The sequence below is a fragment of the Chimaeribacter sp. YP20170169 genome (genome assembly GCF_056739715.1).
Window position 1 is genome coordinate 3,146,397 of record NZ_CP176824.1, and the last position, 26,272, is coordinate 3,172,668.

Below are 26,272 nucleotides of genomic sequence, written 5' to 3' on the forward strand. Positions count from 1 at the left end.
TAGCTTTCCAAGCGCTTTTATTCTGCGGTTTTCTTTATTGGGGACAAGGAAGTAGCAACGGCGGGTGGGTATTACTCCGCCAGCGGCACCACTTTGCCAATGTAGGGCAGATGGCGGTAACGCTGCGCGTAATCGATTCCGTATCCGACCACAAATTCATCGGGGATCGAGAAACCGATATACTCCACGGGCACCGGCACTTCGCGGCGGGAGGGTTTGTCGAGCAGCGTACAGATGGCCAGCGACTTTGGCTCGCGCAGCGCCAAGATCTCGCGCACCTTGCTGAGGGTGTTGCCGGAGTCGATGATATCCTCCACGATCAGCACATCCTTGCCACGGATATCCTCATCCAGATCCTTCAGAATCTTCACATCCCGGCTGCTGGACATGCTGTTGCCATAGCTGGAGGCGGTCATGAAGTCCACCTCATGCGATACCTCAATCTGGCGGCAAAGGTCAGCCATAAACATGAAGGAGCCGCGCAACAGGCCCACCAGCACCATCTCGCTGCCGCTGTCACGGTAGTCGGCGGTAATCTGCTGGCCCAGCTCGGCGATGCGCGCTTTGACCTCCTGCTCGGAGATCACGATCTCTACACTGTGTTTCATAAATATCTTGTCTGTTACCGGAAGGTGGAATCCGATTCTAGCATAGCCCCCGCGCCGGATCGACGCAGGGGGCAGCTCAGGCGCTGACGCTAAAGCCCAGCATCATGCCGGTGTCCTCGTGCTCCAGCAGGTGGCAGTGGGCCATGTAGGGCGTCGCCGCGGGGGCCAGATGGGCGAAGCGCACCAGCACCTCGCTGCGCCCGCCCTCCACCCAGACGGTGTCCTTCCAGCCCTGGCGATGCGCCGCCACCGGCTGACCATTCTCACTGAGGATGCGGAACTGCGTGCCGTGGATGTGGAACGGGTGCAACATCATGTCGCCCTCGCCCGAGATCGTCCACCTCTCCAGCTCGCCGCGCCGGACGTCAAACTGGGTTTTCGCCATGTCGAACGCCTTGCCGTTGATGCGGTTGGCCCCCATCAGCGGGACGCCCAGCGCGCCGTGATCCATCGCCATGCCAGCGTGGCCGTGGTGGCTGGCCGCCGCGCCAGTGCGCGCCGCCAGTGCCTGCATCCCTAGTTGGTCGAGTTTCGGATCCATCATCAGTTGCAGCCAGCGGGATTTCAGCCCGGCGCTGGCGGGCAGCGGCGGCAGGGTTGCCAGACTATCTGGCAACGCGCCCTGCCCTGGCGTGCGGGTGGGCTGGATGCGCACCACCGGCAGCGGCTGGTCGAACGGCGGCAGCGCCATTCCCATCTGCGTGACCGGCAGCGTCAGTAGGTCAAAGGGTTTGCCGTCAGCGGTCGAAACCAGCACCTCAAAGCGCTCACCCATCAGCAGCGGCAGTTCCGTGACCTTCACCGGCTCGCTGAGCAGGCCGCCGTCGCTGGCGATCACATAGAGCGGGCGGTTATCGCTGGCTGCCAGCCGCAATGGGCGGGCGTTGCAGCCATTCAGCAGCCGCAGCCGCAACCAGCCGCGCGGTGCGGCGTGCTGCGGGTAGTGCGCGCCGTTGGTGAACAGGTGGTCACCGAACCAGCCCACCGCCGCGCTCTCCACGTCGAGCCGGTAGTCAACCTGCCCGTCCGCCGTAAAGCGCTTGTCCTGCAACACCAGCGGGATGTCATCCACGCCCCACTGCGTGGGCAGCGGCAACGCCGCGCCCGGCTCCTCGATCAGTACCAGCCCGGCCAGCCCCATTGCCACCTGCTGGCCGGTTGCGCCGTGGGTATGGGGGTGGATCCAGCAGGTCGCCGCTGGTTGGTCGGGGGTAAAGCTGACCTGCCGCGTCGCGCCCGGCGCAATCATCGCCTGCGGGCCGCCATCCACCTCGCCTGGCACCTCCAGCCCGTGCCAGTGCAGGGTGGTGGTCTCCGGCAGCGCGTTGTGGATCTGCGCCGTGACCGCCTGCCCGCGCCGCAAGCGGATCGCTGGCCCCATCAGCGGGCCATTGATGCCCCAGGTGGCGGTACGCACGCCCGGCAGCAACGCGCTGGTGCCGGGCTGGAGCCGCAGCGCCAGATTGCCCTGCGCGTCGGGTGCCAGCAACGGCGGAATGGGCAGTGGCGTCTGGCCAGCGGCCCAGGCGGCGCGCGACCAGAGCGGCAGGGTGCCGGTGGCGGCGGCCAGTTTCAGGAAGTGGCGACGGTGCATGGCTCTCCTTTCTCACTTTTCTTAATTTCGGCGGCGGGGTGCGCCGGACACTATACTTAGGATCTTTCCCATCAGGCGGAAGCCAGACTACACCCTGCCCTAACGGCAAGGTCAAGCCGTCGCGGCACAGAATAAATTTGGTGCCGCGCTTACTAAGTGTGATAACGTCAACCCACCATGAATAAGTCAAAAATGGCAATGAAACGAACGACATTGATAATGCTGCTGCTGGGTTTGCTGGGGTTCTCCTCCGCCAGCCAAGCACTGAGCGAAGCCGAAGCCGAAGACCTTGCCGATTTGACGGCGGTGTTTGTCTACCTGAAAAACAATTGCGGCTACCATGACCTGCCGAACACCCAGATCAAGCGGGCAATCCTCTATTTTGCCCAGCAGAATAGCTGGGATTTGAGCAACTACAACAGCTTCAACATGCGCCAGCTTGGGGAAGAGAGCTACCGCGACCTGAGCGGCATCGCCATCCCAACGCCCAATAAATGCAAATCGCTGGCCCGCGACTCCCTTAGCCTGCTTGCCTACGCGCAGTAGCGCCGCTGCCCGCTCTGCGGGCGCATTTTCCTCTCCCCCACCCGCTCCATTATTCCGCACCCGGCCTTTTTTTGCTGGCGCTATTTTCCGCTGGCACCTTGCCGCGTGCTTCGCTTATTTTTGCCCATTTTTTCGCACAATTGATCAGAAAATGATCCGTTCATTAACAAAAATTAAAAATATAAGCGCGTTGCCCTAAGTCAAATATCATCCCATTTTAACCCATTGATTTGACTTAACTCTTTTTTATTGATCTTTTCTTGCCAATTTTGGAAATAGCCGCTGTATCTTATGCTGTTCCGCCGTTAGCATTCCCGCGCCGTTTTTATAATCAATTTCCCTGTTTATTCACACAAGATATCAATAATGAAAACCTTCTTTTGCACCGCCGGGTTATCTCTGGTTGCCGGCAGTGCGTTTATGTCCAGCACAGCCCAAGCCGGGGAAAATCCATTCAGCACGCCTACCCGCCCCTATGTCAGCGTCGGGGCAGAATATTTCAAATGGGATGAGCGGGTCGCGAACCTCAACCGCAGCTATGTGCAGGAGCACGGGCCGCGCCTGCGCGTCAATGCTGGCGCCAACAACTACGCCGATGCCCATCGCGGGCTGTTGAAGGGGTGGGACAGTGGCCTGATGCTGGGCGCGGTCAGCTACCGCGGCGGCGCGATCGACCCGGACTATAACCTGCCGCCCGGCTCGCTGAAGGGTACTACCTGGTACACCGGCTACCATGCCGACCTCACCCGTGGCTACCGGGTGCGCGCCTCCGAGCGCCTCTCGTTTGACCTGAAAGGGACGCTGGGCGCCAAGGCGTGGCTGCGCAACATCCGCTCCGACGAGGTTTACATCGCCGCCGAGAACCGCACCCGCCAGTTTGGCGCAGTGGAGGTGTCGATCCAGCCCTATGCGAAAGCGGGTGCCGGGGTGAACTGGCAGCCAACGCCAGCTACCATGATCAGCCTGGAGGGTGGCGCGCTCTACCCGATCAAGACCTGGACGCACAGCAACGTCGGTGACGTCTGGCTGGAGCCGACCTCGCGGCTGTCACCCTACGCGGCGCTGACCTGGAACCCGACGCGCGATATGTTCGTGAAAGCCTACTACGTGCACCAGAAGTATGGCCGCTCAGACAACCAGCGCGGCACGCTCGGCAGCAAGGAGATGAACTTCTACCAGCCTGCCACCACCACCTCCTCCGCAGGTTTGGAGATCGGGTTCTACTACTGATTGATGCCAACGACAGGGAAGCCGCCGCTGGCCGCTGGCCGGCGGATTAGCGCCCCTTGAGGAAGGCACGGTACTGCGCCACCACCTTCAGGAAGTCCTCGACGCCGCACAGTGACAGGCTCTCCTCGTTGTAGTAGCTCATGCCCTCCTCCATCTCGTCGCCCTCAAACTCCAGCAGGTTGGCGCGAATCATCACCTCCTCGCCGTCGAGCCAGAGCGTGTACTCACGCCCCTCGCGCTGCCACTGGCGTTCGGTGCCATACACCGCCGCTGCCTGCGCCTCCACCTCGTCCAGCAACGACAGGTCGCCGCGCACCTCTTCATTGAACCAGTGGCCAATCACCTCATGGCCCATTGAGAAACGCACCTGTACCTGGCCGGTAATATCGCGCAAAAATTCGTAATCCATAGTGACCTCCCGGTTGATACCCTAAGTGTAACCCGCGCCGCCCGCTGGCAGGCGTGGGTGGGCACGCTTTTTTAGACATAAAAAAAGGGAGCCTTCCGGCTCCCTCTGTTGCGTGGCGCAATATAGCCAATTACACCGCGGTTTGGAAGATCACGTTGTCCGCTTTTTCCGTGTACTCCGCCAGCTGGTCAAAGTTCAGGTAGCGGTAGGTGTCCACTGCCGTCTTATCGACCTGCTCGATGTACTGCTGGTACTCCTGCGGGGTCGGCAGGCGGCCCAACAGGGAGGCAACCGCCGCCAGCTCCGCCGAGGCGAGGTAGACGTTGGCCCCGTTGCCAAGGCGGTTCGGGAAGTTACGGGTGGAGGTGGAGACCACCGTCGCGCCGTCGGCGACCCGTGCTTGGTTACCCATGCAGAGCGAGCAGCCTGGGATCTCGATGCGCGCGCCGCTCTTGCCGAACACGCTGTAGTAGCCCTCTTCCGTCAGCTGGGCCGCGTCCATCTTGGTCGGCGGTGCCACCCACAGGCGGGTCGGCAGTTGGCCCTTGTGCTGGTCAAGCAGCTTGCCCGCGGCGCGGAAGTGGCCGATGTTGGTCATGCAGGAGCCAATGAACACCTCGTCGATGTGGCTGTTGGCCACCGAGGAGAGCAGGCGCGCGTCGTCCGGATCGTTCGGCGCGCAGAGAATCGGCTCATTGATCTCCGCCAGATCGATCTCGATCACCGCGGCGTACTCGGCATCAGCGTCCGCTTCCAGCAACTGCGGATCGGCCAGCCACTTCTCCATGCCCTGCACACGGCGCTCCAGCGTACGGCGGTCGCCGTAGCCTTCGGCAATCATCCACTTCAGCAGCACGATGTTGGAGTTGAGGTACTCAATGATCGGGGCCTGATCCAGCTTGATGGTGCAGCCTGCGGCAGAGCGCTCCGCCGAGGCGTCAGCCAGCTCAAATGCCTGCTCCACTTTCAGCTCCGGCAACCCTTCGATCTCCAGAATGCGGCCCGAGAAGATGTTCTTCTTGCCCTTCTTCTCCACGGTCAGCAGGCCCTGCTGGATGGCGTAGTAAGGGATGGCGTGCACCAGATCGCGCAGGGTGATGCCCGGCTGCATTTTGCCCTTGAAGCGCACCAGCACTGACTCCGGCATGTCCAGCGGCATGACGCCGGTCGCGGCAGCGAACGCCACCAGACCAGAGCCGGCCGGGAAGGAGATGCCGATTGGGAAGCGGGTGTGGGAGTCACCGCCGGTGCCGACGGTGTCCGGCAGCAGCATACGGTTCAGCCAGGAGTGGATGATGCCATCGCCCGGACGCAGCGAGACGCCGCCACGGTTCATGATGAAGTCCGGCAGCGTGTGGTGGGTGGTGACGTCCACCGGCTTCGGATAGGCGGCGGTGTGGCAGAAGGATTGCATCACCAGATCCGCCGAGAAGCCGAGGCAAGCCAGATCTTTCAGCTCGTCACGGGTCATCGGGCCGGTGGTGTCCTGTGAGCCAACCGAGGTCATTTTCGGTTCGCAATACTCGCCCGGACGCACGCCGGTCACGCCGCAGGCGCGGCCCACCATCTTCTGCGCCAGGGAGAAGCCACGGTCGCTGGCCTCTACCGGCTTGGCGATGCGGAACACATCGCTGTGCGGCAGGCCCAGTGACTCGCGCGCCTTGGAGGTCAGGCCACGGCCGATGATCAGCGGGATACGGCCGCCAGCGCGCACTTCGTCCAGCAGCACGTCGGTTTTCAGCTCGAAGGTCGCGATCACTTCATTGGTGTCATGGTTGCGCACCTCGCCCAGATAGGGGTAGATGTCAATCACGTCGCCCATGTTCAGGTTGGAGACGTCCAGCTCAATCGGCAGTGCGCCAGCATCTTCCATGGTGTTGAAGAAGATCGGGGCGATCTTGCCGCCCAGCACCACGCCGCCGCCGCGCTTGTTCGGCACGTTCGGGATGTCGTCGCCCATGAACCACAGCACCGAGTTGGTAGCGGATTTACGGGAGGAGCCGGTGCCGACCACGTCGCCGACGTAGGCCAGCGGGAAGCCTTTCTGGTTCAGCGCCTCAATCTGGCGGATCGGGCCAACGTTGCCCGGCTGGTCTGGCTCAATGCCTTCACGGGCATTTTTCAGCATCGCCAGCGCATGCAGCGGGATGTCAGGGCGCGACCACGCATCCTGTGCCGGTGACAGGTCATCGGTGTTGGTTTCGCCGGTCACCTTGAAGACGGTGACGGTCAGTTTTTCAGCCAGCTGCGGGCGGGAGAGATACCACTCGGCATCAGCCCAGGATTTCATCACCTGTTGGGCATAGCGGTTGCCCGCGTTGGCTTTCTCTTCCACATCATAGAAGTTGTCGAACATCAGCAGCGTGTGGGAGAGCGCTTTGGCGGCAATCGGTGCCAGCTGTTCGTGGTCCAGCGCCTCAATCAGTGGCTGGATGTTGTAACCGCCCTGCATGGTGCCAAGCAGTTCGACCGCTTTTTCCGGGGTAATCAGGGGGGAGTGGGCATCGCCCTTGGCAATCGCGGCCAGGAAGCCGGCTTTCACGTAGGCAGCTTCATCAACGCCCGGCGGTACACGGTTAATCAGCAGGTCTAACAGGAACTCTTCTTCGCCCGCAGGCGGATTCTTCAGTAACTCAACCAGCGCGGCCATTTGGGTTGCGTCCAATGGCTTCGGGGCAATCCCCTCTCCAGCACGCTCGGCTACGTGCTTACGGTATTCTTCTAGCACGACTCTCTCCTCGCTCTCATTGTCATTTATTGTGCCTGGCTATCCATGTTCATACCGGTGTAAAACCTGCCGTCCTGCGCACAGGGTTTTCGCCTGATGAGATTCTCCGCCTTTATCAACGCTTAACTTATGAAACGCCACAGCACTGCTGTCGATCGCCTGGACTGTAGGAAAGTACAGTGCCCGGTTCCGCTCAGGAAGCATACCAGAACTTGAAGCAGTTGTTAATTCGTTCACATAAAAGCAACATAAAAACCTCGACCAAACGTTGACCTGCGTCAAATCGCCTGCTAAGGGCAGCGGCGGCAGGCATCGGGTTGCTGCCGCCTCCCGGTGGGGTCACCACGGGCATAAAAAAACGGCGCGAAGGGCGCCGTTTCTTGGGTGCGAAGCTTACTTCTTCTTCGCTTTCGGGTTGGGCAGGTCGGTGATGCTACCCTCGAAGATCTCAGCCGCCAGGCCGACCGACTCATGCAGGGTCGGGTGGGCGTGGATGGTCAGCGCGATGTCTTCCGCGTCACAGCCCATCTCGATCGCCAGGCCGATCTCGCCCAGCAGCTCGCCGCCGTTGGTGCCGACCACGGCACCACCGATGACGCGGTGGGTCTCTTTGTCGAAGATCAGCTTGGTCATGCCGTCCGCGCAGTCAGACGCGATGGCACGGCCCGACGCGGCCCACGGGAAGGTCGCGGTTTCGTAGCTGATGCCCTGCTCTTTCGCTTCTTTCTCGGTCAGGCCAACCCATGCCACTTCTGGCTCGGTGTAGGCGATGGACGGAATCACTTTCGGGTCGAAGTAGTGCTTCTTGCCGGAGATCACTTCCGCCGCGACGTGGCCTTCATGCACGCCTTTGTGCGCCAGCATCGGCTGGCCGACGATGTCGCCGATGGCGAAGATGTGCGGCACGTTGGTGCGCATCTGCTTGTCCACACGGATGAAGCCACGGTCGTCCACTTCCACGCCGGCCTTGCCCGCGTCCAGCTGCTTGCCGTTCGGCACGCGGCCAATCGCCACCAGCACCGCGTCATAGCGCTGCGGCTCGGCTGGCGCTTTTTTGCCTTCCATGGTGACGTAGATGCCATCTTCTTTGGCTTCGACGGCGGTGACCTTGGTCTCCAGCATCAGGTTGAACTGCTTGCTGATGCGCTTGGTGAACACTTTCACCACGTCTTTGTCAGCCGCCGGGATCACCTGGTCGAACATCTCTACCACATCGATCTGGGAACCCAGCGCGTGGTAAACGGTGCCCATCTCCAGGCCGATGATGCCGCCGCCCATAACCAGCAGGCGCTCAGGCACCTCTTTCAGCTCCAGCGCAGAGGTGGAGTCCCACACGCGCGGGTCTTCATGCGGAATGAAAGGCAGTTGGATCGGACGGGAACCCGCCGCGATGATCGCGTTGTCGAAGGTGATGGTGGTCGCACCATTTTCGCCTTCCACTTGCAGGGTGTTGGCACCGGTGAATTTGCCCAGGCCGTTCACCACTTTAACCTTGCGCTGCTTGGCCATGCCGGAGAGGCCGCCGGTCAGCTGGTTAATGACTTTCTCTTTCCAGGTGCGGATCTTGGTGATGTCGGTTTTCGGCTCACCGAAGACCACGCCATGCTCGGCCAGGGCCTTGGCCTCTTCAATCACTTTGGCAACGTGCAGCAGCGCTTTGGAAGGGATACAGCCAACGTTCAGGCACACCCCGCCCAGCGTGGAATAGCGTTCAACCAGAACCGTTTCAAGACCTAAATCAGCGCAACGAAAGGCCGCGGAATATCCTGCCGGGCCTGCCCCAAGTACCACCACCTGGGTTTTGATTTCTGTACTCATCATGACCTCTTAATTGATTGTCCGGCGGGTCAGACGTCACTTTTGTCGCTCATAGAATTCATAACGCCCTTCATCCACCGGGACGCTTACACCGCGAGCAGTTTACAGAATTGTTAACAACCTGCAAAGCAAGTTCGAGTGTTCAGTGTCTTAACCATGCCGGCTGGCACCCCCATCCGGGAGGGCGGCCCGCCAGCATTTCGGTGCAAAAACAGACAGGCCAGCCCAGTGGGCCGGCCTGTGTGGTTACATCACTAACCGACGGATGTCGGAGAGCAGGGTGCCGATAAAGGCCGCGAAGCGTGCGCCCGCCGCACCGTCGATCACGCGGTGATCGAAGGAGAGCGACAGCGGCAGCATCAGGCGCGGCGCGAACTCCTTGCCATTCCAGACCGGCTTCATAGACGACTTGGAGACGCCCAGGATTGCCACTTCCGGCGCGTTGACGATCGGCGTGAACGCCGTGCCGCCGATGCCGCCGAGGCTGGAGATGGTGAAGCAGCCGCCCTGCATGTCAGACGCGGTCAGCTTGCCGTCACGCGCTTTCTTGGAGATGACCGCCAGCTCACGCGACAGCTCGATGATGCCCTTGTTGTTTACGTCGCGGAACACCGGAACCACCAGACCGTTCGGTGTATCCACTGCCACGCCGATGTTGATGTACTTCTTCAGCGTCAGCTTCTGGGCATCCTCGGAGAGGGAGCTATTGAAGCGCGGGAACTCTTCCAGCGCCTTGGCAACCGCCTTCATGATGAAGACCAGCGGGGTGATTTTCACATCCAGCTTCTTCTTCTCGGCTTCCAGGTTCTGCTGTTTGCGGAAGTTCTCCAGCTCGGTGATGTCGGCTTCGTCGAACTGCGTGACGTGCGGGATCACCACCCAGTTGCGGCTCAGGTTGGCACCAGAGATCTTCTGGATGCGGCCCAGCTCCACCTCTTCCACCTCACCGAACTTGCTGAAGTCCACTTTCGGCCACGGCAACATGCCCGGCAGGCCACCACCGGTTGCCGCCGCGGCGGCAGGGGCGGACTCGGCGCGTTTCACCGCCTCTTTCACGTAGGTCTGGACGTCTTCACGCAGGATACGGCCCTTGCGGCCCGTGCCCTTCACCTTGCCAAGGTTGACGCCAAACTCGCGCGCCAGACGGCGGATGACCGGGGTAGCATGCACGTAGGCGTCGTTCTCGGCGAATTCGCCCTTGCCTTCTGGCTTGCTCTCGGCTTTCGCCGGCGTGGACTGGGCGACCTGGGCATCCTGCTCGGCTTTCGCCGGGGCCTGGGTCTCCTGCTTCGCGGCGGCCGGGGCCGGCGCAGCGCCTTCCACTTCGAATACCATGATCAGCGAGCCAGTTTTCACCTTGTCGCCGCTGGCAATCTTGATCTCTTTGACCGTACCGGCGAACGGTGCCGGCACTTCCATTGAGGCCTTGTCGCCCTCAACGGTGATCAGGGACTGCTCGGCATCCACTTTGTCGCCGACCTTGACCATCACCTCAGTCACTTCGACTTCATCACCGCCGATGTCCGGCACGTTCACCTCTTTGCTGGCGGAGCCGCCCTGAGCCGGAGCCGGTGCGGTTTCGCCCTGCGGCTTCGGTGCCTCTTGCGGCTGCTCGGCAGCGCCTGCCACCTCAAAGATCATGATCAGGGAGCCGGTTTTCACCTTGTCACCGCTGACAATCTTGATCTCTTTGACCTTGCCGGCGAACGGCGCAGGCACTTCCATTGAGGCCTTGTCGCCCTCTACGGTGATCAGGGACTGCTCGGCCTCAACCTGGTCGCCGACCTTCACCAGCAGCTCGGTCACTTCTACCTCATCGGAACCGATGTCAGGCACGGTGACCTCTTTGCTCGCGCCGCCAGCCGCCGGGGCTGGCTGTGCGGCCGCAGCCGGTTTCTCTGCGGCCGGGGCCGCAGCTTTCTCTTCTTTGGCCGCACCGGCCTCTTCGAAGATCATGATCAGTTTGCCGGTTTCGACCTTGTCGCCCACCGAAACCTTGATCTCTTTCACCACACCCGCCTGCGGGGAGGGTACTTCCATTGAGGCTTTGTCACCCTCAACGGAGATCAGCGACTGCTCTACGTCAACCTTATCGCCAACCTTCACCATCACTTCGGTGACTTCAACTTCATCTGCACCGATGTCCGGTACGTTGATTTCGATAGCCATGTAATCTTTACCTCTTATGCCAGACGCGGGTTGACTTTGTCAGCATCGATGCCGAACTTGGTAATCGCTTCTGCCACTACCTTGGTGTCGATGTCGCCACGTTTTGCCAGCTCACCCAGGGCAGCCACCACCACGTAGGAGGCGTCCACTTCGAAGTGGTGACGCAGGTTTTCGCGGCTGTCGGAGCGGCCAAAGCCGTCGGTGCCCAGTACGCGGAACTCGGTCGCCGGGATGAAGTTGCGCACCTGCTCGGCGAACAGCTTCATGTAGTCGGTGGAGGCCACGGCCGGTGCATCGCTCATCACCTGAGCGATGTACGGTACACGCGGCTCTTCCGTCGGGTGCAGCATGTTCCAGCGCTCGCAGTCCTGGCCATCACGTGCCAGTTCGGTGAAGGAGGTGACGCTGTAGACGTCAGAACCCACGCCGTAATCCTTCGCCAGGATCTCCGCCGCTTCACGCACGTGACGCAAGATGGCACCGGAACCAAGCAGCTGCACCTTGCCTTTGCTGCCTTCCAGCGTCTCGAGCTTGTAGATACCCTTACGGATACCCTCTTCCGCACCCTCCGGCATCGCCGGCATGTGGTAGTTCTCGTTCAGCGTGGTGATGTAGTAGTAGATGTTCTCCTGCGACTCACCGTACATGCGCTCCAGGCCGTCATGCATGATCACTGCGACTTCGTAGGCGTAAGCCGGGTCGTAGGAGATGCAGTTCGGGATGGTCAGCGCCTGAATGTGGCTGTGGCCATCTTCGTGCTGCAGGCCTTCGCCGTTCAGGGTGGTACGGCCAGAGGTGCCGCCGATCAGGAAGCCGCGTGCCTGTTGGTCGCCCGCCATCCAGCAGAGATCGCCGATGCGCTGGAAGCCAAACATGGAGTAGTAAATATAGAACGGGATCATCGGCAGGTCGTTGGTGCTGTACGACGTTGCCGCGGCCAGCCAGGAGGAGCCGGCGCCCAGTTCGTTGATCCCTTCCTGCAGGATCTGACCCTTCTCATCTTCACGGTAGTAGGCCACCTGCTCGCGGTCTTGCGGGGTGTACTGCTGGCCGTTCGGGCTGTAGATACCGATCTGGCGGAACAGGCCTTCCATACCAAAGGTACGCGCTTCGTCCGCAATGATCGGCACCAGACGATCCTTGATGGAGTCGTTCTTCAGCATCACGTTCAGTGCACGCACGAACGCGATGGTGGTGGAGATCTCTTTCTTCTGCTCTTCCAGCAGCGGGGAGAAGTCCTGCAGCGTCGGCAGTTGCAACGACTGGGTGAAGGCTTTCAGACGGGTCGGCACATACCCTTTCAGGGCCTGACGGCGCTCATGCAGGTATTTGTACTCGTCGGAACCCTCTTCAAACTTGATCAGCGGCAGGGATTCCAGGTTCTCGTCGGTCACTTCCACGTTGAAGCGGTCACGGAAGTAGCGAACGCCTTCCATGTTCATCTTCTTCACCTGGTGGGCGATGTTCATGCCCTCGGCGGTGACGCCCATGCCGTAACCCTTGATGGTATGCGCCAGAATAACGACCGGCTTGCCCTTGGTCTCCTGCGCTTTTTTCAGCGCGGCGAAGACTTTCTTCGGATCATGGCCGCCACGGTTCAGCGCCCAGATCTCGTCGTCGCTCATGTCTTTCACCAGCGCCGCGGTCTCCGGGTATTTGCCGAAGAAGTGCTCACGCACATAGGCACCGTTCTTGGACTTGAAGGTCTGGTAGTCGCCGTCCACGGTTTCGTTCATCAGCTGGATCAGCTTGCCGCTGGTGTCTTTGCGCAGCAGCTCGTCCCAACGGGAGCCCCAGATCACCTTGATCACTTCCCAGCCCGCGCCACCAAAGATGCCTTCCAGCTCGTTGATGATCTTGCCGTTGCCGGTCACCGGGCCATCAAGGCGTTGCAGGTTACAGTTGATGACGAACACCAGGTTGTCCAGCTTCTCACGGGTGGCGATGGTGATCGCGCCCTTGGATTCCGGCTCATCCATCTCGCCGTCGCCCAGGAAGGCGTAAACGGTCTGCTCAGAGGTGTCTTTCAGGCCGCGGTGCTCCAGGTACTTCAGGAACTTCGCCTGATAGATGGCGCTGATCGGGCCAAGGCCCATCGACACGGTCGGGAACTGCCAGAACTCCGGCATCAGTTTCGGGTGCGGGTAGGAGGAGAGGCCTTTGCCATCCACCTCCTGACGGAAGTTGTTCATCTGCTCTTCAGTCAGACGCCCTTCCAGGTAGGCACGCGCATAGACGCCCGGCGAGATGTGGCCCTGGAAGTAAACCAGGTCGCCGCCATCTTTGTCATTGCGGGCGCGGAAGAAGTGGTTGAAGCAGACTTCATAGAAGGTCGCGGAGGACTGGAATGACGCCATGTGGCCGCCCAGCTCCAGATCTTTTTTGGAGGCGCGCAGCACGGTCATCACTGCGTTCCAGCGGATGGCAGAACGGATACGGCGCTCCAGCTCCAGGTTACCCGGGTACTCCGGCTGGTCTTCCACGCTGATGGTGTTGACATAGTGGCGGGCAGACGCACCGGCCGCGATGTTGACGCCGCCTTTGCGCGCTTCACCTAACACCTGATCAATCAGGAACTGTGCACGCTCAACACCCTCTTCACGGATGACCGATTCGATCGCCTGCACCCAGTCACGGGTTTCGATCGGATCCACGTCATTGTTTAAACGATCTGACATGGTGGGATTCCTTATCTTCTCTATACGTTTGTGTAGTGGAGCCTGTCTCCCTGTACTCTGACGGCGAACGTCAAAGCACACGAAGACAGGCCCGTCATGGGTTGCCGCTTTCAGTGCTTAACCAAGCGCTTAATCCTTGCGTTGCTGGAGGCGGCGCAGCGAACGCTCGCGCCGGCTGTGCTCTCGGCTGAGATCCAGCAAAATCTCCTCAATAAACGCCAGGTGGCGGTGTGAGGCCTCGCGCGCCTTTTCCGGCTCGCGCGCCACAATCGCCTCAAAAATCCTGGCGCGATGGCTGCTCACTTGCGCCAGCATCTCCCGGCGCGAGTAGAGCAGCTCAAAATTCTGTCGGACGTTCTTTTCCAGCATCGGCCCCATGCAGCGCAACAGGTGCAACAGCACCACGTTGTGCGCCGCCTCGGTCACCGCCACCTGGTACTGCATCACCGCGTCCGCTTCGGCGTCCAGGTCGCCGCTGTCCTGCGCTTGCTGGATAACCAGATGGCAGTCGCGGATGCGCAGCAGATCCTCTTCCGTGCCGCGTAGCGCCGCATAGTAGGCGGCGATCCCCTCCAGCGCGTGGCGGGTCTCCAGCAGGTCGAATTGTGATTCAGGGTGATCGGCCAGCAATTCAGCGAGCGGGTCGCTGAAGCTTTGCCACAGGTTTTTTTGAACGAAGGTGCCGCCGCCCTGACGGCGCAAGAGCAGCCCCTTGGCCTCCAGGCGCTGGATGGCTTCCCTGAGAGAAGGACGGGAAACATCAAACTGTTTCGCCAGCTCACGTTCCGGGGGCAACTTCTCGCCGGGACGCAGCGTCCCTTCCAAAATCAGGTACTCGAGTTGTTGCTCAATCACATCCGAAAGTTTGGGCTGGCGGATTTTGCTGTAAGCCATATTATTCTTCTCGCCGAAAGCGCGTAGTAAATTGGTAATACCAATTTCTAAAACGTGCCCGTAAACTAACAAAGTATTCACCTTCTGTCCATATCGGGCGAATGAATTCCGCCATGCCCGCACATTTTAACAACCTTTTTACGTGACCAGATCAAAGGCGGCATCAGGGCTTGGTATAACCAATTTTGATCTAAATTCTGTTTTAACCTTTTTGAAACAATTAAGCGGTAGAACTAAAAGATTGAGCAGGCAAAATGGATGCATAACTTGCTGCAGCCGGTGCATAAAAAGGCAATGGTCAGGTAAGCGCACAAAAACCTGCCCAGTAGGCGGGGGTTTAAACCTGTTTTTTCATTAATAATGGTTAACCGTTTTATTGACCTTACATATTAGCCCCGGTTCCCTCGCGCCGCGTCCTGCCGACGCTTTTTTTCCAGATTCCTCCTGCCTACGCGGGTTTGCGCGTTTATTAATCAGTTACATCCAGAAACCAGGTGCAAACTTTTGCGCTTAACACTATTCTGGCCGCAACGGTAGGGCACAGCCCATTTTGCTGCCCTAAAAACCGTAAACCTACTAATACAATAACTGTAATCACAGCCTTACACGGCGCGAAAGCGTTTTGGTTCGGCGTTTGCACCAAGTGACAGAGGACAGTAAATGGACGATCAACAGCATGGCGAGGAGCTGAAGCGCGGGCTAAAAAACCGCCACATTCAGCTCATCGCACTGGGAGGCGCCATTGGTACCGGGTTATTCCTCGGTATCGCGCAGACCATCAAAATGGCAGGCCCGTCAGTGCTGCTCGGCTACGCCATCGGCGGCTTCATCGCCTTCCTGATCATGCGCCAACTCGGCGAAATGGTGGTGGAGGAGCCAGTGGCCGGCTCCTTCAGCCACTTCTGCTACAAGTATTGGGGCAACTTCGCGGGCTTCGCCTCCGGCTGGAACTACTGGGTGCTCTATGTGCTGGTGGCGATGGCGGAACTGACCGCCGTGGGCATCTACATCCAGTACTGGTGGCCTGAGATCCCGACCTGGGTCTCGGCGCTAGCCTTCTTCGTGCTGATCAATGCCGTCAACCTCACCAACGTGAAGGTGTATGGGGAGCTGGAGTTCTGGTTCGCCATCATCAAGGTGGTGGCGATTATCGGCATGATTGTCTTCGGCGGCTGGCTGCTGCTGAGCGGCAATGGCGGCCCGGAAGCGAGCGTCACCAACCTGTGGGCGCAGGGCGGCTTCTTCCCGAACGGCTTTGGCGGGCTGGTGATGGCGATGGCGGTCATCATGTTCTCCTTCGGCGGCCTGGAGCTGATCGGCATCACCGCGGCAGAGGCTGACAAGCCGGATGTGACCATCCCGAAAGCCACCAATCAGGTGATTTACCGCATCCTGATCTTCTACATCGGCTCGCTGGCAATCCTGCTTTCGCTCTACCCGTGGGGCAAAGTGGTGGAAGGCGGCAGCCCGTTCGTGCTGATCTTCCATGCGCTGAACAGCAACGTGGTTGCAACCATCCTCAACATCGTGGTGCTGACGGCGGCGCTGTCGGTCTACAACAGCTGCGTCTACTCCAACAGCCGTATGCTGTTCGGCCTGGCGAAACAGGGCAACGGCCCAAAATCGCTGATGAAAGTGGATCGCCGTGGCGTGCCGGTGGTGGCGATTGGCGTCTCTGCCGCCGCGACCGCATTCTGCGTGCTGATCAACTACCTGATGCCGGGCAAGGCGTTTGAGCTGCTGATGGCGCTGGTGGTCTCCACGCTGGTGATCAACTGGGCGATGATCAGCCTGGCGCACCTGAAATTCCGCAAGGCCAAGCGCCTGCAGGGCATTGAGCCGAAATTCAAGGCGATGTGGTATCCGTTCGGCAACTACCTCTGCCTGGCGTTTATGTGTGCCATTCTGGTGATCATGTACCTGACACCGGGCATCCGCATCTCCGTGCTGCTGATTCCGGTCTGGGTGGCCATCCTCGGTATTGGTTACCTGTTTACCCGCAAACGCGGCTAACCTTCCCTACCCCCTTCCAAGCCCGGCTCTGCCGGGCTTTTTTATAGCAGCAAGCAAGAGGCTAATGGATCGGCCGAAATGTTAATAAGTTGCTAGCAAAATCACATTTCCATCATCGCAACCAATTTGTCCATCTCTATAACCATCGTCTTCTGCATAGTGCTGGGCGGGGGCGCAATAATCGTCTCTTATCAGCAGTTTTCATCCATCGCGGAGAGTCCATGAAACAGGGTGCGCTTTCGATTAAAGAGAAGATCGGATATGGGATGGGCGACGCCGGTTGCAATATGATCGGCGGCGCCATCATGCTTTTTCTCAACTACTTCTATACCGATGTGTTTGGGCTGGCCCCGGCGTTAGTGGGGGTGTTGTTGCTCTCGGTGCGGGTCATTGATGCGGTGACCGACCCGATTATGGGCGCGATTGCCGACCGTACCACCACCCGCTGGGGACGTTTTCGCCCCTATCTATTGTGGATCTCCCTGCCCTACGTGCTGTTTGCGGTGCTGATGTTCACCACGCCAGAGTGGAGCTACAACAGCAAGGTAGTCTATGCCTTCGTGACCTACTTCCTGATGTCGCTGACCTACACAGCCATCAATATTCCTTACTGTTCGCTGGGCGGGGTGATCACTGCCGACCCGCATGAGCGCGTCTCCTGCCAATCCTACCGCTTCTTTATGGTTGGCATCGCCACGCTGATCCTCTCCTCCACCCTGCTGCCGATGGCGGAGTTCTTCGGCGGGGCAGACCGGGCGCGCGGCTACCAGATGTCGATGGGTGTGATGGCGGTGATCGCGCTGTTCATGTTCCTGTTCTGCTTTGCCACCGTGCGTGAGCGCATCCAGCCGGCCGTCCCGACCCGTGACGCGCTGAAATCTGACCTGAAAGACGCGTGGAAAAATGACCAGTGGGTGCGCATCCTGCTGCTGACGCTGTGCAACGTCTGCCCCGGCTTCATCCGCATGGCGGCCACCATGTACTACGTCACCTGGGTGATGGGGCAATCCGCCTCCTTTGCCAGCTTCTTTATCAGCCTCGGCGTGGTCGGCATGATGATTGGCGCGGCGCTGGCAAAACCACTGACGGATAAGTTCTGCAAACTGAAGGTCTTTTTCTGGACCAATATCGTGCTGGCGATCTGCTCGAGCGGCTTCTACTTCCTGGACCCACACGCCACCACGCTGATTTTGGTTGCCTATTTTGTCCTGAATATCCTGCATCAAATCCCATCGCCGCTACACTGGTCTTTAATGGCGGATGTGGATGACTACGGCGAATGGAAAACCGGCAAGCGCATCACCGGCATCAGCTTCTCCGGCAACCTCTTCTTCCTGAAAGTGGGGCTGGCAATTGCCGGGGCGATGGTGGGATTCCTGCTCTCCTTCTATGGCTACGATGCCGGTGCCAAACAGCAGGGTGCCACCGCCCTGAATGGCATCGTCCTGCTGTTCACCGTCATTCCCGGCATTGGCTACCTGATCACCGCCGGGGTGGTGCGCCTGTTGAAGGTTGACCGCAACCTGATGGCGCAGATTCAGAGTGATTTGGAAAAACGCCGTCAGAACTACCGTGAACTGGCGGATTACCAGAGCATGAAACATCGAGAAGGTGTTGCTTTGATTGCAACGGATAAGGAACCATTGGCATGACCGTAACTCGTTACCCTAACCCTCTGATCCTCCAGCGGGCCGATCCCTTCATTACCCATCCAATTAATGGACACTACTACTTTATTGCCTCGGTGCCGGAGTATGACCGGCTCGAGTTGCGGGCCGCCACCTCCCTGGAGGGTTTGGCCGATGCAGAACCCGTGGTGGTATGGCGCAAACCGGAGAGCGGCCCGATGAGCGCCCTGATCTGGGCACCGGAGATCCACCACATTGAGGGCAAATGGTACATCTACTTTGCCGCCGCCCCTGACATCACGGTGATTGACACCCTGTTCCAGCACCGGATGTTTGCCCTGGAGTGCGCGGATGCCGACCCCCTGCACGGTAAGTGGGTCGAGCGCGGCCGCATTGAGTCACACCTGGATACCTTCTCGCTCGATGCCACCAGTTTTGAGCATCAGGGGCGGCGCTACTATGCGTGGGCGCAGAAAGATCCGGCCACGCGCGGCAACTCCAATATCTACCTGTGCGAGATGGAGGATGCCGTGACCCTGAAAGGCACGCCAGTCATGCTCACCCAGCCAGAGTTTGACTGGGAGACGCGCGGCTTCTGGGTCAATGAGGGGCCAGCGGTGGTGGTACACGGCAAACGCATCTTCATGACCTACTCCGCCAGCGCGACGGATGCCAACTACTGCATGGGCCTGTTGTGGGCCGACATCGACAGCAACCTGCTGGACGCGGCAAGCTGGCACAAATCCCCGGAGCCAGTCTTTTCCACCAGCGACCGCAACCGCCAGTACGGGCCGGGCCACAACAGCTTCACCACCAATGCCGAAGGGGGCGACGTGCTGGTCTACCATGCCCGCAACTACCGGGAGATTGAGGGCGACCCGCTGTATGACCACAACCGCCATACGCGCATCCTTGACCTGCGCTGGGATGAAAAGGGGATGCCGGTCTTTGGTGAACCGCCAGCGGAAAACCGTGATATTTCCAGCACCTTCCAAACCGACGCACCGGGTACTGTAGCTGGCTAGTGCTGCATACCCCTTTGCGCCGCCCACCAAAAAGCACGGTATACCGTGCTTTTTTTATGCCTGCCCTGCGCCGGGCTTTCCCGCGCCGAGCCATTTCAGGCCGGGCCACCCCGGCCCACTGGCGCTAGACCAGCGTGCCGTAGATGGTCAGCAGCGCCACCACCACCACGATGATCAACGTCACGCGTTTCGCCAGCGCCACGGCGGCGCGCGGCGTCTGGATGGGGTCCAGATGCGGCTCCCGCGCCAGCGAGAACTGTGCCAGCCCGGTCAGCACCTGATACTGCGAGCGGCGGCGATCCCACAGGGAGGCAAACCACGCGGGCAGTGCCCGCTCGCCATGCCCCAGCAGCGCATAAGCGACACCCGCCAGCCGTACCGGCACCCAGTCCAACAGGTGCAGCAGGCGGTCAATGCCAGAGCGCGCGCGCAACAACGGTGACTCGCGCCGCGCCAGCCAACTCTGGTAGGCGCGCAGGAAGGCATAGCCCGCCAGCGACACCGGCCCGTAGGGGCCGCAAATCACCAGCCAGAACATCGGCGCCAGATAGTAGCGGAAGTTGATCCAGAGCAGCGCGTTTTGCAGCTCGCGCAACCGCACCTCGGGGGAGCACTCCACCGGCAGGCCGTGGATCAGCGCCAGCTCCTCAGCCATCTGCTTGCCAGCCTGATCGTCTCCCTGGCGTGCGGCCTTCAGGTAGGCGCGGTAGTGGCGGCGTTTGCTGCCCGCCCCAATGCACAACCCACCCACCAGCACCCACAGCAGCAGGCTCAGCACGCCGAAGAACAGGCCATGCACCACCCATAGCAGCCCGGCCACCATGCCCATCCAGCAGAGCAGCATCAGCAGGGTTTTCCACCCGGCCGCCCCCTGCGTACGTTGGAAAAAGGCCACCATGCGGTGATCCAGTTGCCAGTGCTCGCCCAGCTTGAACAGGCGCTCCCACGCCAGTACCAGCAATAAAGTAAAAAGCGTCATGCTGCGGTATCCTCTTATTCCTGCCTTGCCGGCTTAGGGCTGCGCATGGAGCGCATGGCGATAGCCTGCCCAGTCAAATGCCGGGCCGGGGTCAGTTTTGCGCCCCGGTGCCACATCGCTGTGACCCGTAATATTTTCTACACTAATAGGATACTCACTAATTAACAACTCGCTCACGCTAACCAAACTTTGGTACTGCGCCGCCGTAAAGGGCTGGGTGTCTGTGCCCTCCAGCTCAATGCCAATGGAGAAGTCATTGCAGCGCTCCCGCCCCTGCCACTGCGACACGCCAGCGTGCCAGGCGCGGTCATTGAAGGAGACATACTGCACAATCTCGCCATCGCGGCGGATCAAGCAGTGCGCCGCCACGCGCAGGGTATGGATCTCGGCGAAAAAGGGGTGCGCCTGCGGGTCAAGCGTACCGGTAAACAGCTGGTCAATGTAGGGGCCGCCAAACTGGCCGGGCGGCAGGCTGATGTTATGAATGATCAGCAGGCTCGGCTTCTCCTCCGCCGGACGCAGGTCACAGTGCGGCGATACCACCCTTCTCACGCCGGTCAGCCATCCCTCTTCCACTCTCATCGTTAACCTCTTCTTCTGTTTCTGCCCTGCCCCGGAGTGGCCCGGTTCGCAGGGTGTCTGGGCGCCCAGGTTAACATGTTTCCGGCAGCGTCTCGCTACCCCGCCTTTTCCTGCCGCCGTTATACGCCGTTGCCGCCAGAAACCCAGCGCCATTCTGACGGCCTGCGAGCCGCCTCCCAACCTTTTTCCCGGTGCTTTGCAACGCCGTTTATTTTCTGGAGGTGTGCCGAAGCCCCGCGTTCTGCCGCTGGCAGCGGGCGTGCCACCTGATTACCGTGACGCCACCCAATCTCTATGGAGCGACACTATGCGTCACCAGCAAGGCTTTACCCTGATTGAACTGATGGTGGTCATTGCCATCATCGCCATCCTGAGCGCCATCGGCATCCCGGCTTATCAGAGCTATATCCAGAAGGCGGCCTTGACCGACATGCTCCAGGCCCTCACCCCCTACAAAATGGCGACCGAGCTATGTGCCATTGAGCAGGGAGCAGTGACAGGCTGCAACCTCGGCACCGCGGGCATTCCAGCCAGCAAAACTACCCACTATGTCAGCGCCATCACCGTCAGCAACGGTGTCATCACCCTGACCGGGCAGGCCGCGCTCACTGGGCTGGACGTGACCTTGACCCCGGTGCCAGACACGCAGGCCGGTGGGCTACTCTGGCAGCGGCAGTGCACGGCTTCCGACAATGAGTTGAAAGCGCGGTGCGAAGAAATTTTCCGGTTTGATGCAAACGGGAGCGCATCATGAGCCAGCTGGCGCAGCAGGATAGCGCGCTGCGGCAACTCTGCGCACGTTTCGGGGCGGTGCTGCTGAGCCACACGCCCGATGGCCTGCAGGTAGCGGTCTCCGCTGAGCAACGAGCCGCGCTGGAGGAGGCATTGCGCTTTGCCTGCCGCCTGCCCCTGCGGCTGGAGTGCTGGCCGGTGGCGCAACTGGATCAGGCACGGCAAGCGGCTGAACTGGCGCCTACCGAGCCTGCCTCGCTGGGCGCAGAGCCGCCCGACGCGCTGGAGGATGAGACGCCGGCCGCACGCTTCATCCAACAGATGCTGCGGCAGGCGGTACAGGGGCGCGCCTCGGACATCCATCTGGAACCGTGCGCCCGCGGCTACCGGTTGCGGTTGCGGGTGGATGGCGTATTGCAGGAGGCAGCCGCACCACCGGCGGCGCTGGGGCATCAGGTGGGCGCTCGGCTGAAGGTGATGGGCAAGCTGGACATCGCCGAGCGGCGTCTGCCACAGGATGGGCAGTGTGCGGCCCGGTTGGCGGGGGAGCGTCTGGCGATGCGCCTCTCCACCCTGCCGACGCTGCATGGCGAAAAGCTGGTGCTGCGCCTCCAGCAGGGCCAGCAACAGGCGCTGGCGTTGGCGCAGCTGGGCATGGCACCTGAGGCATTGGCCAGTTACCTGACGGCGCTGGCCCAACCGCAGGGGCTGGTGCTGGTCACCGGCCCCACCGGCAGCGGCAAAACCGTCACGCTCTACAGCGGGCTACGGCAGCTCAACCAGCCAGAGCGCAATATTTGTAGCGTGGAGGATCCGGTGGAGATCCCGGTAGAGGGCATTAACCAGACCCAAATTAACCCTAAGGCGGATCTTAGCTTTGCCCGCACACTGCGGGCGCTGCTGCGCCAGGATCCTGACGTCATCATGATTGGCGAGATCCGTGATGCCGAGACGGCGGAGATTGCGGTCAATGCCGCCCAGACCGGCCATCTGGTGCTCTCGACCCTGCATACCAACTCCACGGCCGAGACGCTGACCCGCCTCAACCAGATGGGCGTGCCGGGCTACCTGATCGCCTCCTGCCTGAAGCTGGTGGTGGCGCAGCGGCTGGTGCGCCGGCTCTGCCCACACTGCCGACGGCAGTCGGCACAGCCTGCCGTGCTGCCGCCCGACAGCTGGCCCACTCCCTTGCATCCGTGGCGCGCCGCTGGCTGCAACCACTGTATGGGCGGCTACTATGGACGCACCGGCCTCTATGAAATGCTGGTGGTGACCCCGGCGATCCAGCGGGCGCTGACCCTGAATGCCGCCGCCGATGAACTGGCCGCCATTGCCCGGCAGCAGGATCAGGCCAGCCTGTTCCATGCCGGGCTGGCGCTGGTGGCGCAAGGCGTCACTTCGCTGGAGGAGGTGTACCGGGTGGTGGGACATTAAGATGGCCGATCCTGCGCTGTTCGTATGGCAGGCCATAGATGCCCAGGGCACGCTGCAACAGGGCGAGCAGCTGGCGCTTCACCGGCAGGCGGTGATCGAGGGGCTGATTGAGGGCGGGCTTCAGCCGCTGCGCGTGACCTCCCGTGGCCGTCTGGGCAAACGTTACTGGAAACCCACGGAGCGTACCGCCCTGTTCCAGCAACTGGCTGCCCTGTTGCAGGCGGGCCTGCCGCTCATGGAGGGGCTGGCGCTGCTGGCAGAGGGGCACCCACGGGCCGGGTGGCGTTGTATCCTGCGCGAACTGGCGCGCCAGATTGCGGATGGGATTCCACTCTCGCAGGCGCTGGCGGCCTATCCCACTATCTTTCCGGCACTGGCGGTGCAGATGATGAAGCTGGGTGAACTGACTGGCAACCTCGACCACTGCTGCCGGCAGTACGCCTTGCTGGAGACGCGCGCGGGCAAGTTGCGCCAGATGGTCGGCAAAGCGCTGCGCTATCCGTTGATCGTCTCATTGATTGCCCTGCTGGTCTGCGTGCTGATGCTGACGCTGGTGCTGCCAGCGTTTGCGGAGATCTACCGCAGCTTTGATGCGCCCCTGCCGTGGTTTACCCAGTGGCTGATGGCGCTCTCCTCCTGGCTGGTCAGGCATGGCGCGCTGCTGCTGGCGGTGCTGATCGGCGCGGCGGCGGGGTATGGCGTCTGGCTGCGCCCTCAGCCCGGCTGGCATCTGCGTGAGCAGCGGCTGATGCTGCGCCTGCCGCTGGCACGCGGCCTGATTCAGGGCGGCGCGCTGGCGCAGATCTTCTTTACGCTGGCCCTGACCCAACAGGCCGGACTGGATCTGCTTACCGGATTGCAGGCCGCCGCGCGGGCGGTACCCAATCTCTGCTATCAGCAGGCACTGCTGGCGGTACGGGAGCAGGTGCTGCAAGGGGTGCCACTGCATCGGGCGATTAGCGCGCAGCCGCTTTTTACCCCACTGTGCCGGCAGTTGATCCGGGTCGGCGAGGAGTCTGGTTCGTTGGACAGCCTGCTGGAGCGGCTGGCGCACTGGTATGAGCAGCATACGTTTGAACTGGCCGAAGGGCTGGCGCAGACGCTGGAACCGGTGATGATGCTGGTGATGGGGGGCGTGATTGGCGGGCTGGTCATCGCCATGTACCTGCCGATATTCCAGCTGGGTGGTGTGATGGGGAGTGGTTGACCGGCGGGGCGTGCCCGCCGGTATCAGGATCAGTTGCCGTTAAAGGTGCGGTTTTCCTGCTCCGCCACGCGGATGAAGGTAGTGCGCTTGGTCAGCTCTTTCAGGCGCTCCGCCCCAACGTAGGTGCAGGCCGAACGCAGGCCGCCCAGGATGTCGCGCACGGTGTGGTCAACCGGGCCGCGCAGGGGCAGTTTCACGGTTTTGCCTTCGGCGGCACGGTACTCGGCCACCCCGCCCACGTGGCGTTTCATGGCGGATTCGGAACTCATGCCGTAGAACAGCATGAACTTCTCACCGTCCTGCTCCACCACCTCACCCCCGCACTCGTTGTGGCCGGCCAGCATCCCGCCCAGCATCACGAAGTCGGCACCGCCGCCAAAGGCTTTTGCCACATCGCCCGGCACCGCGCAGCCACCGTCGCTGACAATCTGCCCACCCAAACCGTGGGCGGCGTCGGCGCACTCAATCACGGCGGAGAGTTGCGGGTAGCCGACACCGGTTTTGACGCGGGTGGTGCAGACCGAACCCGGCCCGATGCCCACTTTGACAATATCCGCGCCGGAGAGGATCAGCTCCTCCACCATCTCGCCGGTCACCACGTTGCCGGCACAGATCACCTTATCCGGGCAGGCCTCACGCGCCCGTTGCAGGAAGGCAACGAAGTGCTCAGAGTAGCCGTTGGCGACATCGATGCAGATGAACTTCAGCGCCGGCGACAGCGCCAGGATCTGCTTCATCTTGGCAAAATCTGCCTCGGAGGTGCCGGTGGAGACCATTACATGGTTGAGCACGGACTCTGGCGCCTGTGCCACAAAATCGCGCCACTGCTCCACGCTATAGTGCTTGTGCACGGCGGTCAGCATGTCAAAGGAGGCCAGCACGGTGGCCATTTGGAAGGTCCCCACGGTATCCATGTTAGCGGCAATGACCGGCACACCTGACCATGCGCATCCGGCATGTTTGAAGTTGAAGCGTCGTTCCAGTTCAACCTCAGAGCGGCTTTTCAGGGTGGAGCGTTTCGGGCGGATCAGGACATCTTTGAAGCCCAGTTTCAGATCTTCTTCAATACGCATGGTGCAGTTTCCTGGTAGTAGGCGACGGATCGCTAAGGGTGTTCGGACAGAGGGGTGCGCGACAGGTCGTGCGGCCACTCCCAGTGATGTCATCATACGCCGGATTAATCACCGTACAAGTCTGCGATTCCGACTTTATTTACGCTACAATCACAGAAATTTAACCATAGAAATGTGGCGTGACCCGGCTCACTGTTATCGCCTGTTGGGTGCCGCCGTATGGCCATCCCAGCAACCGGGCGTTGACATCATTTTGCGAGCCATGCCAAATAACATCTTGTTTTATCTATCATTATTAATGAGAGCATGACCATGAACTATCTTGTGGCACTGACAGGGGGCATCGGCAGTGGCAAAAGTACCGTGGCCAATGCCTTTGCCGCATTGGGTATCACCGTTGTTGATGCCGACATTATTGCGCGTCAGGTTGTGGAGCCGGGGACACCGGCGTTGGCAGAGATCGCCCGGCATTTTGGCGACGGCATCCTCCATCCTGATGGCAGCCTGCATCGCGCCCGGTTGCGCGAGCGAATTTTCGCCGCCCCGGATGAGAAGCAGTGGCTGAATGCCCTGCTGCACCCGCTGATCCAGCAGGAGACCCAGCGGCAGATCCAGCAGGCCACCTCCCCCTATGTACTGTGGGTGGTGCCGCTGCTGATCGAAAATGGCCTGCAGGCGCGGGCTGACCGGGTGCTGGTGATCGATGTCGATCGCGAGACCCAACTGGCAAGAACCACGGCGCGTGATGGCGTCTCCCGCCAGCAGGCGGAAAATATTCTTGCGGCGCAGGCATCCCGCGAACAGCGGCTGGCCTGCGCCGACGACGTTATTGATAACCGCGGCGATCCCTCGACGATCGTGCCGCGTGTTGCCGCCCTCCACCAGCACTATTTGCAGCTGGCGGCGGCAGCCCAACAGGATTAAC

20 protein-coding genes are annotated in these 26,272 nt (G+C 60.8%); 9 read left to right on the top strand and 11 right to left on the bottom strand.

The annotated features are described in order from the left end of the window. Positions 1–71 precede the first annotated feature (71 nt). The gene (gene hpt / locus ACK3SD_RS14385; RefSeq protein WP_481125924.1) at positions 72–608 is read right to left on the bottom strand and encodes a hypoxanthine phosphoribosyltransferase; all 537 of its coding nucleotides are present in this window, start codon (positions 606–608) and stop codon (positions 72–74) included. A 76-nt stretch (positions 609–684) separates the two neighbouring features. Further along, entirely contained in the window at positions 685–2,202 is a 1,518-nt protein-coding gene (gene cueO / locus ACK3SD_RS14390; protein WP_481125925.1) for a multicopper oxidase CueO, read from the bottom strand. A gap of 198 nt (positions 2,203–2,400) precedes the next feature. Between cueO and ACK3SD_RS14395 the strand changes: the two genes are divergently transcribed. Together ACK3SD_RS14395 and ACK3SD_RS14400 are read left to right on the top strand one after the other, a co-directional pair. After that, complete coding sequence (locus ACK3SD_RS14395; RefSeq protein ID WP_137764239.1) at positions 2,401–2,748, top strand: YacC family pilotin-like protein; 348 nt, start codon at positions 2,401–2,403, stop codon at positions 2,746–2,748. Positions 2,749–3,168: 420 nt separating this feature from the next. Next, positions 3,169–3,978, top strand: coding sequence for a hypothetical protein (locus ACK3SD_RS14400; RefSeq protein WP_481125926.1), 810 nt, complete (start codon positions 3,169–3,171; stop codon positions 3,976–3,978). Between the two features lie 46 nt (positions 3,979–4,024). On the opposite strand, the gene yacL is transcribed toward ACK3SD_RS14400, so the two are convergent. The 6 genes from yacL to pdhR form a co-directional block, all read right to left on the bottom strand. Next, the gene (gene yacL, locus ACK3SD_RS14405) at positions 4,025–4,387 is read right to left on the bottom strand and encodes a protein YacL (protein ID WP_481125927.1); all 363 of its coding nucleotides are present in this window, start codon (positions 4,385–4,387) and stop codon (positions 4,025–4,027) included. 130 nt (positions 4,388–4,517) lie between these two features. Beyond that, a complete protein-coding gene (acnB, locus tag ACK3SD_RS14410; protein ID WP_481125928.1) occupies positions 4,518–7,115 on the bottom strand; it encodes a bifunctional aconitate hydratase 2/2-methylisocitrate dehydratase in 2,598 nt (865 codons plus the stop codon). 393 nt (positions 7,116–7,508) lie between these two features. Then, complete coding sequence (lpdA, locus tag ACK3SD_RS14415) at positions 7,509–8,933, bottom strand: dihydrolipoyl dehydrogenase (RefSeq protein WP_137765021.1); 1,425 nt, start codon at positions 8,931–8,933, stop codon at positions 7,509–7,511. A gap of 246 nt (positions 8,934–9,179) precedes the next feature. After that, positions 9,180–11,102 carry a pyruvate dehydrogenase complex dihydrolipoyllysine-residue acetyltransferase gene (gene aceF, locus ACK3SD_RS14420; protein WP_481125929.1) on the bottom strand — a complete coding sequence of 641 codons (1,923 nt, stop codon included), beginning with the start codon at positions 11,100–11,102 and terminating at the stop codon, positions 9,180–9,182. A gap of 14 nt (positions 11,103–11,116) precedes the next feature. Next, on the bottom strand, positions 11,117–13,780 hold the full coding sequence (gene aceE / locus ACK3SD_RS14425) for a pyruvate dehydrogenase (acetyl-transferring), homodimeric type (RefSeq protein ID WP_481125930.1): 2,664 nt from the start codon (positions 13,778–13,780) through the stop codon (positions 11,117–11,119). Positions 13,781–13,909: 129 nt separating this feature from the next. Next, positions 13,910–14,674, bottom strand: a complete 765-nt coding sequence (pdhR, locus tag ACK3SD_RS14430; protein WP_137764245.1) for a pyruvate dehydrogenase complex transcriptional repressor PdhR — start codon at positions 14,672–14,674, stop codon at positions 13,910–13,912. A 660-nt stretch (positions 14,675–15,334) separates the two neighbouring features. On the opposite strand from pdhR, the gene ACK3SD_RS14435 reads away from it, so the two are divergent. The 3 genes from ACK3SD_RS14435 (at position 15,335) to ACK3SD_RS14445 (ending at position 19,340) form a co-directional block, all read left to right on the top strand. Then, the gene (locus ACK3SD_RS14435; RefSeq protein ID WP_481125931.1) at positions 15,335–16,687 is read left to right on the top strand and encodes an amino acid permease; all 1,353 of its coding nucleotides are present in this window, start codon (positions 15,335–15,337) and stop codon (positions 16,685–16,687) included. A 221-nt stretch (positions 16,688–16,908) separates the two neighbouring features. Continuing rightward, positions 16,909–18,339, top strand: a complete 1,431-nt coding sequence (locus ACK3SD_RS14440; protein WP_137764247.1) for a glycoside-pentoside-hexuronide (GPH):cation symporter — start codon at positions 16,909–16,911, stop codon at positions 18,337–18,339. Further along, positions 18,336–19,340 carry a glycoside hydrolase family 43 protein gene (locus tag ACK3SD_RS14445; RefSeq protein WP_481125932.1) on the top strand — a complete coding sequence of 335 codons (1,005 nt, stop codon included), beginning with the start codon at positions 18,336–18,338 and terminating at the stop codon, positions 19,338–19,340. The genes ACK3SD_RS14440 and ACK3SD_RS14445 overlap by 4 nt, the downstream gene beginning before the upstream one ends. Before the next feature lie 124 nt (positions 19,341–19,464). Here ACK3SD_RS14445 and ampE read toward each other — a convergent pair whose 3' ends face one another. Both ampE and ampD read right to left on the bottom strand, forming a co-directional pair. Further along, the gene (ampE, locus tag ACK3SD_RS14450; RefSeq protein ID WP_481125933.1) at positions 19,465–20,319 is read right to left on the bottom strand and encodes a beta-lactamase regulator AmpE; all 855 of its coding nucleotides are present in this window, start codon (positions 20,317–20,319) and stop codon (positions 19,465–19,467) included. A 33-nt stretch (positions 20,320–20,352) separates the two neighbouring features. After that, positions 20,353–20,901, bottom strand: a complete 549-nt coding sequence (gene ampD / locus ACK3SD_RS14455) for a 1,6-anhydro-N-acetylmuramyl-L-alanine amidase AmpD (protein WP_481125934.1) — start codon at positions 20,899–20,901, stop codon at positions 20,353–20,355. Positions 20,902–21,208: 307 nt separating this feature from the next. On the opposite strand from ampD, the gene ppdD reads away from it, so the two are divergent. Genes ppdD through hofC form a run of 3 tightly spaced genes read left to right on the top strand, consistent with a single transcriptional unit; the run spans position 21,209 to position 24,274 of the window. Continuing rightward, positions 21,209–21,655 (top strand): prepilin peptidase-dependent pilin, encoded by a 447-nt coding sequence (ppdD, locus tag ACK3SD_RS14460; protein ID WP_481125935.1) that lies wholly within the window; start codon positions 21,209–21,211, stop codon positions 21,653–21,655. Next, complete coding sequence (gspE, locus tag ACK3SD_RS14465; protein ID WP_481125936.1) at positions 21,652–23,067, top strand: type II secretion system protein GspE; 1,416 nt, start codon at positions 21,652–21,654, stop codon at positions 23,065–23,067. The genes ppdD and gspE overlap by 4 nt, the downstream gene beginning before the upstream one ends. A gap of 1 nt (position 23,068) precedes the next feature. Then, positions 23,069–24,274, top strand: coding sequence for a protein transport protein HofC (gene hofC / locus ACK3SD_RS14470; RefSeq protein WP_481125937.1), 1,206 nt, complete (start codon positions 23,069–23,071; stop codon positions 24,272–24,274). A gap of 29 nt (positions 24,275–24,303) precedes the next feature. Here the strand turns inward: hofC and ACK3SD_RS14475 are convergent, their stop codons facing one another. Next, a complete protein-coding gene (locus ACK3SD_RS14475) occupies positions 24,304–25,347 on the bottom strand; it encodes a GMP reductase (RefSeq protein WP_137764254.1) in 1,044 nt (347 codons plus the stop codon). 312 nt (positions 25,348–25,659) lie between these two features. Between ACK3SD_RS14475 and coaE the strand changes: the two genes are divergently transcribed. Then, a complete protein-coding gene (coaE, locus tag ACK3SD_RS14480) occupies positions 25,660–26,271 on the top strand; it encodes a dephospho-CoA kinase (protein WP_481125938.1) in 612 nt (203 codons plus the stop codon). The last annotated feature ends 1 nt before the right edge of the window (position 26,272 follow it).

Excerpts from the sequence above, each read along its gene's own strand:
- hpt (WP_481125924.1), bottom strand. The coding sequence starts at position 608 with ATGAAACACAGTGTAGAGATCGTGATCTCCGAGCAGGAGGTCAAAGCG.
- cueO (WP_481125925.1), bottom strand. The coding sequence starts at position 2,202 with ATGCACCGTCGCCACTTCCTGAAACTGGCCGCCGCCACCGGCACCCTG.
- ampD (WP_481125934.1), bottom strand. The coding sequence starts at position 20,901 with ATGAGAGTGGAAGAGGGATGGCTGACCGGCGTGAGAAGGGTGGTATCG.
- ACK3SD_RS14435 (WP_481125931.1), top strand. The coding sequence starts at position 15,335 with ATGGACGATCAACAGCATGGCGAGGAGCTGAAGCGCGGGCTAAAAAAC.
- pdhR (WP_137764245.1), bottom strand. The coding sequence starts at position 14,674 with ATGGCTTACAGCAAAATCCGCCAGCCCAAACTTTCGGATGTGATTGAG.
- ACK3SD_RS14475 (WP_137764254.1), bottom strand. The coding sequence starts at position 25,347 with ATGCGTATTGAAGAAGATCTGAAACTGGGCTTCAAAGATGTCCTGATC.
- aceE (WP_481125930.1), bottom strand. The coding sequence starts at position 13,780 with ATGTCAGATCGTTTAAACAATGACGTGGATCCGATCGAAACCCGTGAC.
- ACK3SD_RS14445 (WP_481125932.1), top strand. The coding sequence starts at position 18,336 with ATGACCGTAACTCGTTACCCTAACCCTCTGATCCTCCAGCGGGCCGAT.
- ACK3SD_RS14395 (WP_137764239.1), top strand. The coding sequence starts at position 2,401 with ATGAAACGAACGACATTGATAATGCTGCTGCTGGGTTTGCTGGGGTTC.
- gspE (WP_481125936.1), top strand. The coding sequence starts at position 21,652 with ATGAGCCAGCTGGCGCAGCAGGATAGCGCGCTGCGGCAACTCTGCGCA.
- ampE (WP_481125933.1), bottom strand. The coding sequence starts at position 20,319 with ATGACGCTTTTTACTTTATTGCTGGTACTGGCGTGGGAGCGCCTGTTC.
- ppdD (WP_481125935.1), top strand. The coding sequence starts at position 21,209 with ATGCGTCACCAGCAAGGCTTTACCCTGATTGAACTGATGGTGGTCATT.
- yacL (WP_481125927.1), bottom strand. The coding sequence starts at position 4,387 with ATGGATTACGAATTTTTGCGCGATATTACCGGCCAGGTACAGGTGCGT.
- hofC (WP_481125937.1), top strand. The coding sequence starts at position 23,069 with ATGGCCGATCCTGCGCTGTTCGTATGGCAGGCCATAGATGCCCAGGGC.
- ACK3SD_RS14440 (WP_137764247.1), top strand. The coding sequence starts at position 16,909 with ATGAAACAGGGTGCGCTTTCGATTAAAGAGAAGATCGGATATGGGATG.
- aceF (WP_481125929.1), bottom strand. The coding sequence starts at position 11,102 with ATGGCTATCGAAATCAACGTACCGGACATCGGTGCAGATGAAGTTGAA.
- lpdA (WP_137765021.1), bottom strand. The coding sequence starts at position 8,933 with ATGAGTACAGAAATCAAAACCCAGGTGGTGGTACTTGGGGCAGGCCCG.
- ACK3SD_RS14400 (WP_481125926.1), top strand. The coding sequence starts at position 3,169 with ATGTCCAGCACAGCCCAAGCCGGGGAAAATCCATTCAGCACGCCTACC.
- coaE (WP_481125938.1), top strand. The coding sequence starts at position 25,660 with ATGAACTATCTTGTGGCACTGACAGGGGGCATCGGCAGTGGCAAAAGT.